The sequence below is a fragment of the Martelella sp. genome (assembly GCF_984369615.1).
Window position 1 is genome coordinate 1 of sequence record NZ_CFHTCS010000140.1, and the last position, 10,424, is coordinate 10,424.

Here is a 10,424-nt window from a genome sequence, read left to right on the forward strand (position 1 = left end):
AACTGGTCGATCTTCTACAACTACACCCAGGCCGCCGCCTTCCACACCTGGTTGCCGGATGCCGAGGAGATGGGCTGGCTTTCGGAAAAGTATCCGGACACGTTCGACAAGTATTACCGGCCGCGCTACGAACAGTGGCGGAAGATGGACGCAGACGGCAAGCGCTTCTACAACAACGCCCTGCCGCAGCTCTGCAATTGCTGCCAGATCCCCATGGGTTACACGGAACCCGGCGATCCGAACACGATCTCCTTCCGCGAAAGCACCTACAAGGGCGAGCGCTATCACTTCTGCTCCGATGGCTGCAAGGACATCTTCGACCACGAGCCGGAGAAATACGCCCAGGCCTGGCTGCCCGTGCACCAGATCTTCCAGGGCCATTGCGGCGGAGCCGATCTCGGCGATGTGTTGAAGTGGTACAACATGAATGTCGGCGCCGACAACATGGACCAGTCCGTCTCCCCCGACCAAAAGCTCTGGGAGGAGTGGCAGAACGAACGCGCCAAGGTGGCGGCCGAATAGACCGCACGGTCGCATCCGCCCGGCGCATGAGGCGCCGGGCAAGGTCTCATTCGTTTTCAAGGAGGAAACCATGGGCGTTGTCGCTCTTGACCCCGATTATGCCGAGAAGGTCGAAATCCGCGACCGACTGGAGAATTTTCACGGCAACCAGCTTGTCTACATCCACTGGGAAGAACATCTGATGTTCTGCGCGGCAATCGCCTTTCCGCTGCCGCCGGCCATGCCTTTCGGCGCGATCCTCAGCCAGATCCTGCCGACCTATTACGGCATGCATCCCGATTTCAAGAAGATCGACTGGAGCGCGGTGCGCTGGACGATCGACGGCAAGGAGGCCCATCCCGATCCGGAGAAGTCGCTTGCCGAAAACGGGATCGGCCACAAGTCGCTGATCCGTTTCTGGACGCCGGGCCTTTCCGGTGTCGGCGGCGTGGCGACCGTCTAGAGCGCCGTGCGTCCATTCGGACGCACAAAGGACGCTCTAACCTATTGAATCTACGCATCGGGGTAACGAAAAGCCGGATTCCGCTTTTTCGCCCGACGTTCCAGGACGATCATTCAAAGGCAATCGAGCATGGAGAACATTTCCGGCGTAACCGGCGGTGTTCTCCCAGAGAATTTGAGAGAGGCGCCCCATGGCCTTCAGGCTGACCGTCGAGCCGATCGGCGAAACCATCGAGGTCCGCGAGGACCAGACCATTCTCGATGCCTGTCTCAGGCAGGGTATCTGGCTGCCGCATGCCTGCGGCCACGGGCTTTGCGGGACCTGCAAGGTCGATGTGCTGGAGGGCGAGGTGGACCATGCCGATGCCTCCTCCTTCGCGCTCATGGATTTCGAGCGCGAGGACGGCAAGACGCTTGCCTGCTGCGCGCGGCTGACGGAAGACGTGGTGATCGAGGCTGAAATCGACGAGGACGAGGATGCCGAACACATTCCGATCCGCGACTTCTCGGCGACGGTCACGAAAATCGTTGACCTCACCCCCGACATCAAGGGCATCTGGCTGGCCATCGACGGCGACCCGATCCGCTTCCAGCCTGGCCAGTACATCAATCTGACCGTGCCGGGGGTCGAAGGACCGCGCGCCTTCTCCATCGCCTCCAGCCCGAAGGACGGCGCGACGATCGAACTCAACGTGCGCAAGGTGCCGGGCGGCAAGGCAACACCGCTTCTGCACGAGACCCTTAAAGAAAGCGATCATCTTTCTTTTACAGGCCCTTACGGCCAGTTCTTCACCCGACGCTCGCGCGGCGGCACGCAGATCTTCGTCGGCGGCGGCAGCGGGCTTTCCAGCCCGAAATCCATGGTGCTCGATCTTCTGGAAAGCGGCTGGGACGAGCCCGTCTACCTGTTTCAAGGCGCGCGCGGCCTGAAGGATCTCTACTATCGCGACCTGTTCGAGACGCTCGCCGCCGAGCACGGCAATTTCCGCTACGTTCCGGCACTGTCCGAACCCGACCCCGGCGACGGGTGGCAGGGCGAGACCGGCTTCATCCACGAGGCGCTGCAGCGCGCCTTTCCCGACGGTTTCGCCGACACCACCGCCTATCTCTGCGGGCCGCCGCCGATGATCGAGGCGACCATCCGCACGCTGATGCGCGGTTTTCTGTTCGAGGAAGGAATCTTTACCGAAAAGTTCCTGACGGCGGCCGACGAGGACAGGATCAAAAGCCCGGTCTTCCGCCGCATCTGACCCTCCTCCTGGCGCATCGGCCCAAAAATCAGAATCGATTTTTGGAAAGAACGATGCGTAGATTCAATAGGTTAGAGCGTGGCGGCGATCCAGCCGACGATTTCGGCCTGGACGTCGGCGAAGGCCTTGTCGAGGGCGGCAACGAGCACGCCGCTCGATGCAGACGGGTTGACGCCGACGCTGCTTTCAAACAGGCGCTGGGCCCTGACGACGCCGGTGCGGTCATCGAGGAGCTTGACCGAGAGCACTACGTCCGCCGTCCCCGGCCCCGCCGCGTCGATCGCGAATTCGCGGATCTCCACCACCACCTGATAGTCGATCGCAAGCCCCTGCCCCGGCATGCCGACGCCGCCGAAGAGGCCGGTGTTCTCCAGCCCCGCAACGAGCCGTGCCTGAATGACCGACGGCAACAGATCGCTCCACTGGGCGTTGGCCAGATAGCGAAGCTCGGAACCGGAAAGCCTGACAACGATGCCGCGATTGTCGAGCACCTGGATGGCCGACGGCGTCGGCACCAGCAGCTGAAGCCGGGCCGTGCGCGCGCGCTCGGCCGTCACCGGGCTCGCCGCCCGTGCCGTCAGGTCAAACGTATCGCTCGGCGGACGAAGGGCGCAGCCGCTGAGGCCCGCCGCGAGGAGACCGAGCGCAACGAGCGGTCCTACCAGCGCTCCGGCTTTCTCTCTCGCCGCAAAAAACATGCTTCCGTCCTTCCTGGGACCTGCTAATCCATTCATTTCAATGAAGTAAGGCATAAGAACCGGATTGCAAAGGTCCTGATAGCGACTTTCTCCCGCCAGGACGCGCTTTCGGCGGGCCTCTTTCAGACCGGCGCAACCAGGCCTTGAACCTCAATAGCGATTGCGACCGTCATAGGTCTTCATGGTGTCCGTACCGAAGATGAACTGCTGCGGATCGTTGCTGATGGAATTGATCGTCCGGTTGAGACTGTCGACCGTCCGGCGCGTATCGGACACCAGCGCGCGGACATCGCGCAGTCCGGAGCCCGAGAAATTCTCGAGGTTCGCGGTGATCGGCCCGATGCGGGCATTCAGCGTCTCGGCGGCCTGCTGCACCGCAGCCAGGGTCTGGCGGGCCTGATCGGACAGCGATTCGACATTGTCGGACCCCAGCAGGTTGTCGACCTTCACCAGCACGTCATTGACGCGCGAGGAGGCCTCGTTGAGCTTGACGGAAAGCTCGCTGATATTGTCGATCGCCGTGTCGATGTTCTGGGTCTTCGAATTCACGCTGTCGGCCACGTCGCGGATCGAGGCCACGGCCTGCTTGGCGTCGGCCATGACCACCGCGAGATCGTCGACGGAAGTGCCGACCTTGTTGGCGTCGATCGCCGAGACAATGGCATCGACTTTCTTGAAGACGTCAAAGGCCTGATCGCCGAAGGTGCTGTAGCTTTCAACCGCGTCGGCGAACTTGGCAATCACATTGTCGAGGTTCTTCGAGGCGACGGCGACATTGGCGGTGATCGTGTTGGCATTGTTGATGATGCTTGCGACCTCGTCCGGATTGACGGCCTTGATCACCTTGTCGAGCGAATCGACCGTCGTCTCGAGCCGGCCGGAGAGACTGTCGACGGTGCGCGACAATTTGCCGACGGTCTCGAGGAAATCGCCGATCTCGTCGGAATTGTCGGCAAGCGCTCCGGTGAAGGTCTCGACATTGCTGACCGTCTTCGTCAGTGTCGGGGATATGTCCTCGACCAGCGTCTGAACGTCGCTTGCCGTCGAATCGATCCGTTTCATGATCCGGTCGGCCGTCGTCAGCAGGTTGGAAAGACTGGACTTGTCGGCCGTCAGTTCGGCGGGCTGGTCGTTCTTCAGCGCTTCCTGCAGGATGTTCGGTCCGTCCTGGCCGTTGGCGGCAAGTTCGATATAGCCGGTTCCCGTCAGGCCCTGAAGCTCAAGCTTGGCGGTGGTGCTGTCATGAACCGGCGTGGCAGCCTTCACCTCGGTGCGGGCGATGGTGAAGCGCGGGTCCTCCGGGTCAATTTCCAGGGCCTTGATCGAGCCGACCTGGATGCCGTTGAAACGCACGGCGGAGCCGACGCTTAGGCCGTTGGCCGAGCCCGGAATGCGCACGATCAGTTCGGCGATCGGTCCCTGCCGGCCGTATTCCTGCAGCCAGAACACGAAGCCGGCGGCCGAGGCCAGCACCAGCAGTACGAAAAAACCGACAATGGTATAGTTAGCTTTGGTTTCCATGCCTGCCCGTCAACGCTGTTGTTGGCCATCTGCGGCGTTTTCGAAAATAGCGCGGGACCTCTTGCCCCTGAAATAGCTCTGGACCCACGGGTCATCGAAGGCGAGCATCTTGTCGAGCGTTCCCTCGACCAGCACCTTCTTCCTTCCAAGCACCGCAATCCTGTCACATACGGCGTGCAGGCTGTCGAGGTCGTGAGTCACCATATAGACCGTAAGGCCGAGCGTGTCACGCAGCCGGCCGATCAGTTCGTCAAACTCGGCCGCGCCGATCGGGTCAAGGCCCGAGGTCGGCTCGTCCAGAAACACCAGGTCCGGGTCGAGCGCCAGCGCCCGGGCAAGCGCCGCGCGCTTGATCATGCCGCCGGAAAGCTCCGAGGGATAACGCTCCGCCGCCTCGGGCCTCAACCCCACCATCTCGATCTTCAGCCGCGCGAGATCGTCCATCATCGCCTTGGGCAGATCGAGATATTCGCGCATCGGCACCTGCACGTTTTCAAGAACGGTAAGGCCGGAAAACAGCGCCCCCTGCTGGAACAGGACGCCGACGCGCATATCGACGGCGAGCCTGTCTTCATAACTCAGATTGTCGAAATCCCTGCCGAAGATCGAGATCGTGCCCGCCTGGCGCGCATTCAGCCTCAGCACCGTGCGCATCAGCACCGACTTGCCCGTGCCCGACCCGCCGACGAAGCCGAGAATTTCGCCGCGATAGACGTCGAGATCGAGATCTTCGAGCACGGTCGGACCGCCAAAACCGACGGTGAGCCCGCGCACGCTCAGAATGGTTTCGCGGTCTTCTTCCGTTCTGCTGTCGACCTCGCCGTTCACCGCCTGCTCCTCAATAATCGATCGCTGCGTAGAAAATGGCGAATATGCCGTCGGCGAGGATCACCACGAAGATCGACTTCACCACCGACGCCGTCACCTTCTGGCCGAGGGATTCGGCGCTGCCGCCGACCTTCATGCCCTCAAGGGCCGCGATGATGGCGATGATCAGCGCCATGACGGGGGCCTTCAGCATGCCCGAGATCACGTCCGCCATGTCGACGGCCTCGTGGAAGCGCTGCATGAAGGTCTCGAGCGTGATCCCGGAATAGACATCAAGTACCACCACCGCGCCGGCAAGCGCGGCGAAGTTGGCGAGGATCGTCAGAAGCGGCAGCGCGATCAGGAGCGCCACCATACGCGGAAACACCAGAACGGAGACCGGATCGAAGCCCATCACCCTCAGCGCGTCGATTTCCTCGCGCATGCGCATGGCGCCGATCTCGGCGGTGATCGCGCTGCCGGAGCGTCCGGCGATCATAATCGCGGTCAAGAGCACGCCGATTTCGCGCAATTGCAGAATGCCGACGAGATCGACCACGAAGAGCTCGGCGCCGAAATAGCTGAGCTGGAAGGCGCCCTGCTGGGCAATGATGGCTCCGACGAGGAACGACATCAGCGCAATGATCGGCACGGCGCGCACGCCCATATGGTCGAGCTGGGCCGTGATGGCCGCCATATTGACGCCGCCGCCCCTGGACAGAAGCGCCTTCAGGCCGAGAAAGAGCGCGCCGAAAAAACCGATCCCGCGGAAGACATCGCGCCCGCCCGCCACCGCCGACCTGCCGACCGGATCGAGAATGATCTCCGGCAGGCTCTTGCGCGGCGTTTCCGACTTTTCCGGCTCCGGCAAGGTTTCCGGAATGGCCTCCATGAGATCGGAAACGCGCGCATCCATTCCGGCGACTTCGGTCTCGAAACCGGCAGCCCTGCATTCGGCCTGCACCTCGCGCACCAGCCAGGCGCCGGCCGTGTCGAGCCGCTCCAGCCCGGAAAGGTCGACCACCGCCGTGCCGCCCCGCCCTTCCAGCTGTCCGGCCAGCTGATCGATCTCGCCGCTCAGCGGGCGCGCATTGCGAACCGTCCAGAACCCCTGCAGAAAAAGGGTTGTGGTCGTTTCGCCGTCGCCGGGCGTAACCGTCAGGGAGGCTTTCGTTTCGTCCGCGTTCTGCAAATGCAAGTATCCAGTGTTCCGCGCCGGTACGACGCCGCATCGGCCCCGGCGCAAAATGCCTCATCCGCCATGGCAGCGGGACATCGGCCGAACCATCGCAAGCCGGAAGACCCGAGAACGTGACGATCGACCGCGATCATGACCTTTGTTAGGCTTTTCATGCCGGGAAAGAGATTGCAAGTCTTTTGAATGATATAGCGCGTCAGCCGCGAAAGTGGAGTCTGTATCGTCCGTTGACCCAATCTATCGGACGATGCAACAGATCTGCATCGATACCGTCAGTCCCGCGGACTGAAAGCCCGGCCTTGCCCGACTGTCGAATGATTGCGGGATGCACGGTTTTCGCAAACGCCCCGGCCTGAAGACGCACAGCCGCGAAGGCGCGATCGGGAGGCTCCGGTCAGGCCGCGCGGCCCTTGGCCTTGGCCGCCATGATCAGCGGCGCGATGTCGGCATCGTCCGCCTCCTGCGGCTCGTCTTCGGCCACGCCCTCGATCTTATGCCAGTTGATCAGCTCGAACGTGCCGTCGAAATGCTCGGCCACCGCGGTGCAGCTTTCCACCCAGTCGCCGGTGTTGATATAGCGGATGCCGTCCATGTCTTCCATCACCGCATGGTGGATATGGCCGCAGATGACGCCGTCGACCTCGTTCCTGCGCGCCTCGTCCACGACCACGCGCTGGAACTCTCCGATGAAATTGACGGCATGCTTGACCTGCAGCTTGGCCCAGGCGGAAAACGACCAGTAGGGCATGCCGAGCTTGCGGCGCACGGCCGCCAGCACCTGGTTGATGGCGATCGCGGCATCATAGGCCCAGTCGCCGAGATAGGCGACGATGCGCGCGTGGCGGACGACGACATCGAACTCATCGCCGTGGATGACGAGATATTTCCGGCCGTCGGCCGCCTCGAATATCATCCGCTCCGCAACTTCCACGCCACCGAAATGCGTGCCGGGAAAATCCCGCAGGAACTCGTCGTGATTGCCCGGAATATAGACGATGCGCGTGCCCTTGCGCGCCTTGCGCAGCATTTTCTGCACCACGTCGTTGAAGGGCTGCGGCCAGTACCAGCTGCGCTTCAGCCGCCAGCCGTCGATGATGTCGCCGACGAGCACGATCGTCTCGGCGTCGTGGTGGCGCATGAAATCAAGCAGGAAATCCGCCTTGGCGGCCTTTGACCCCAAATGAAGGTCGGAAATGAAAAGCGTTCTGAACTGTCTGGGTTCCATCGCCTCAACCCGCCATAGCCCCCGGCGGCCTCTGTGCATCCATGGATGGCACCCTTAAAACACGAGTCGTATTTCAGCTTGATGACAGGCCGGCCCGGCGGACGCGCTCAGACGGGGAAATAGCGGACATAGGCGAAGGCCGCGCCGTCGGGCGCCCAGTTGGGCGAATTCATCGTGCCCTGCCCCCCGAAGAGCGAGAAAAGCGTCGTCAGATTGCCGCCGTCGGGATCCATCACGCGCAGGCGGACATCCTTGTCGCGCGGATGGTCGAAGACATCCGGCTCATAGGAAATCAGGATCACCCGATCATTCTTTGGCGAGGGATGGGCGAACCAGTTGCCGGCATTGTCGAATGTCACCTGCTCAAGCCCGGTGCCATCGGGATGGATGCGCCAGATCTGCATCAGGCCGGTGCGCGAGGAGTTGAAGTAGATCCATTCTCCGTCGAAACTGTAGTCCGGCCCGTCATTGCGGCCTTCACCGTGGGTCAGACGGGTTTCCTCGCCGCCTTCGGCTGCAATCGTGTAGATGTCGAAGACGTCGTCACGAATCCCGCAATAGGCAAAGCGGGCGCCGTCCGGCGACCAGCCGTGCCAGTAGGACGGCAGGTTGCGCGTCACCAGCTTCGGTGCGCCGCCCGACGCCGGCAGCGTGTAGATCGCCGATTTGCCGAATTCGCACTTGTCGGAGATCGCGATCGTCTTGCCATCCGGCGAAATGCCGTGGTCGTTGTTGCACTGTTCGGCAAAGCCGGTGTCGATCGTCTCGAGACGCGGCGCGCCCTCCAGCGGCAGGCGGTACATCAGCCCGTCGCTGTTGACCATCAGAAAGCGCCCGTCAGGCGACCAGTTGGGCGCCTCGATCAGGTCTTCAGACTGAAACACAACGCGCTGTTCGCCCGTGGCGACGTCATAAATCTCGACTGAGCTTCTCATATGCCCCTCCCCGGCCCGGCGATACTAACGATCGCGGAAGCGGTTGGTAATCGGGTAACGCCGGTCGCGCCCGAAATTCTTGCGCGTGATCTTCACGCCGGGCGCGGACTGGCGTCGCTTATATTCGGCGACATACAACAGATGCTCGATCCGGTGCACCGTTTCCGCGTCATGCCCGCGCGCAACGATCGCCTCCACTGACATCTCGCGCTCGACGAGGCATTCAAGGATGTCATCGAGCACCGGATAGGGCGGCAGCGAATCCTGATCCGTCTGGTTCGGGCGAAGCTCCGCGGACGGCGCCTTGTCGATGATGTTCTGCGGAATGGCGTTCGTCTCCGGCCCGTGCATGCCTTCCGGCCGCTCGGTGTTGCGCCAGGCGGCAACGGCGTAGACCTGCATCTTGTAGAGGTCCTTGATCGGGTTGAAGCCGCCGTTCATGTCGCCGTAGAGCGTCGCATAGCCGACCGACATTTCCGACTTGTTGCCCGTCGTCACCACCATGGCGCCGAACTTGTTCGAAATCGCCATCAGGATCGTGCCGCGCGTGCGGCTCTGCAGGTTTTCCTCGGTGATCCCTTCCTCGGTGCCCTCGAACATGGTCTCCAGCGCGGAGAGGAAGCCGGTGACCGGTTCCTCGATAGCGACCACATCATAGCGGCAGCCGAGCGCCCTGGCGCAGGCCGCGGCATCGGAGAGCGATTCCTCGGAGGTGTAGCGATAGGGCAGCATGACGCAGTGCACGCGTTCCGCGCCGAGCGCATCAACGGCAATGGCGGCACAGATCGCCGAGTCGATGCCCCCGGAAAGGCCGAGCACCACGCTCTTGAAGCCGTTCTTGTTCACATAGTCGGCAAAGCCGAGCACGCAGGCGCGGTAGTCGGAGGCCTCGCCGATCGGCAGCGCCGCGACCTTGCCGCCGACAATGCGCCAGCCGTCCTCGCCGCGTTCCCATTCGGAGACTGTGATATCCTCGACGAACTGCGGCATCTGGAAGGCGAGCGTCCTGTCGGCGTTGAAGCCGAAGCTGCCGCCGTCGAAGACCAGTTCGTCCTGACCGCCGAGCGTATTGAGATAGACGAGCGGAAGCCCGGTCTCGATCACCTGCTTCAGCACCACCTGGTGGCGCACGTCGACCTTGCCGCGATAATAGGGCGAGCCGTTGGGCGACAGAAGCAGTTCCGCGCCGCTTTCGGCGAGCGTTTCGCACACGCCGAGATCGCCCCAGATATCCTCGCAGATCGGGATGCCGATCCTGACGCCGCGGAAATTCACCGGCCCCGGCATTTCGCCCGGCACGAAGACGCGCTTTTCGTCAAATTCGCCATAGTTCGGCAGGTCGACCTTGTCGCGGATGGCGATGATCTCGCCGCCGTCCAGCACCGCGACGGAATTGTGACGCCCGGTCTCGCCCTTGCGCGGATAGCCGACGATCACGCCCGGGCCGCCGTCTGCGGTATCGGCCGCAAGCGCCTCGACAGCCTTCTGGCAGGCGGCGAGAAAGGCCGGCTTCATTACCAAATCTTCCGGCTGATAGCCTGAGATGAAGAGCTCGGTGGAGAGCACGAGATCGGCGCCCGCAGCGGCGGCCTTCCTGCGCGCGGCGCGCAGCTTCTCAAGATTGCCGGCGATATCGCCAACCGTCGGGTTGAGCTGGGCGAGAGCGATTTTGAGGCTGTCCATGGCAATTCCACCTTTCAGGTCCGACGAGGGATGGACACCATGTTTTGGCGGAAAAATCAAACTGGAAAAAGGCGGCGGCCTGAATAAGACCCGGAAGATGGGCTCTAACACTCTCTCCCCTTGAGGGAGAGATGCCCCGACAGG

Annotated in this window: 10 protein-coding genes; 3 read left to right on the forward strand and 7 right to left on the reverse strand. The window is 62.4% G+C overall.

Going from position 1 to position 10,424, the window contains the following annotated elements:
* The 3 genes from AC5DC2_RS12470 to AC5DC2_RS12480 all read left to right on the forward strand — a co-directional run.
* Window positions 1-522 (forward strand): YHS domain-containing protein (locus AC5DC2_RS12470; protein WP_491698697.1); only part of this gene is annotated, 522 nt, incomplete at its 5' end.
* 70 nt (window positions 523-592) lie between these two features.
* A complete protein-coding gene (locus AC5DC2_RS12475) occupies window positions 593-964 on the forward strand; it encodes a phenol hydroxylase subunit P4 (protein ID WP_491698698.1) in 372 nt (123 codons plus the stop codon).
* 190 nt (window positions 965-1,154) lie between these two features.
* A complete protein-coding gene (locus AC5DC2_RS12480; protein WP_491698699.1) occupies window positions 1,155-2,213 on the forward strand; it encodes an NADH:ubiquinone reductase (Na(+)-transporting) subunit F in 1,059 nt (352 codons plus the stop codon).
* A gap of 71 nt (window positions 2,214-2,284) precedes the next feature.
* On the opposite strand, the gene AC5DC2_RS12485 is transcribed toward AC5DC2_RS12480, so the two are convergent.
* The 7 genes from AC5DC2_RS12485 to AC5DC2_RS12515 form a co-directional block, all read right to left on the reverse strand.
* Window positions 2,285-2,911 (reverse strand): ABC-type transport auxiliary lipoprotein family protein, encoded by a 627-nt coding sequence (locus AC5DC2_RS12485; protein ID WP_491698700.1) that lies wholly within the window; start codon window positions 2,909-2,911, stop codon window positions 2,285-2,287.
* Between the two features lie 150 nt (window positions 2,912-3,061).
* Window positions 3,062-4,432 (reverse strand): MlaD family protein, encoded by a 1,371-nt coding sequence (locus AC5DC2_RS12490; RefSeq protein ID WP_024707677.1) that lies wholly within the window; start codon window positions 4,430-4,432, stop codon window positions 3,062-3,064.
* Window positions 4,433-4,441: 9 nt separating this feature from the next.
* Window positions 4,442-5,260 (reverse strand): ABC transporter ATP-binding protein, encoded by an 819-nt coding sequence (locus tag AC5DC2_RS12495; RefSeq protein WP_036236783.1) that lies wholly within the window; start codon window positions 5,258-5,260, stop codon window positions 4,442-4,444.
* A gap of 10 nt (window positions 5,261-5,270) precedes the next feature.
* Window positions 5,271-6,431, reverse strand: a complete 1,161-nt coding sequence (locus AC5DC2_RS12500; RefSeq protein WP_491698701.1) for an ABC transporter permease — start codon at window positions 6,429-6,431, stop codon at window positions 5,271-5,273.
* A 400-nt stretch (window positions 6,432-6,831) separates the two neighbouring features.
* Window positions 6,832-7,662, reverse strand: coding sequence for a UDP-2,3-diacylglucosamine diphosphatase (locus tag AC5DC2_RS12505; protein WP_491698702.1), 831 nt, complete (start codon window positions 7,660-7,662; stop codon window positions 6,832-6,834).
* A 107-nt stretch (window positions 7,663-7,769) separates the two neighbouring features.
* A complete protein-coding gene (locus AC5DC2_RS12510; protein WP_491698703.1) occupies window positions 7,770-8,597 on the reverse strand; it encodes a TolB family protein in 828 nt (275 codons plus the stop codon).
* Between the two features lie 24 nt (window positions 8,598-8,621).
* Window positions 8,622-10,280 (reverse strand): NAD+ synthase, encoded by a 1,659-nt coding sequence (locus tag AC5DC2_RS12515; protein WP_491698704.1) that lies wholly within the window; start codon window positions 10,278-10,280, stop codon window positions 8,622-8,624.
* Between the last annotated feature and the right edge of the window lie 144 nt (window positions 10,281-10,424).

Bases quoted from the DNA above. Each gene is read 5' to 3' on its own strand.
- AC5DC2_RS12490 (WP_024707677.1), bottom strand. From the start codon at position 4,432: ATGGAAACCAAAGCTAACTATACCATTGTCGGTTTTTTCGTACTGCTG.
- AC5DC2_RS12515 (WP_491698704.1), bottom strand. From the start codon at position 10,280: ATGGACAGCCTCAAAATCGCTCTCGCCCAGCTCAACCCGACGGTTGGC.
- AC5DC2_RS12505 (WP_491698702.1), bottom strand. From the start codon at position 7,662: ATGGAACCCAGACAGTTCAGAACGCTTTTCATTTCCGACCTTCATTTG.
- AC5DC2_RS12480 (WP_491698699.1), top strand. From the start codon at position 1,155: ATGGCCTTCAGGCTGACCGTCGAGCCGATCGGCGAAACCATCGAGGTC.
- AC5DC2_RS12510 (WP_491698703.1), bottom strand. From the start codon at position 8,597: ATGAGAAGCTCAGTCGAGATTTATGACGTCGCCACGGGCGAACAGCGC.
- AC5DC2_RS12475 (WP_491698698.1), top strand. From the start codon at position 593: ATGGGCGTTGTCGCTCTTGACCCCGATTATGCCGAGAAGGTCGAAATC.
- AC5DC2_RS12485 (WP_491698700.1), bottom strand. From the start codon at position 2,911: ATGTTTTTTGCGGCGAGAGAGAAAGCCGGAGCGCTGGTAGGACCGCTC.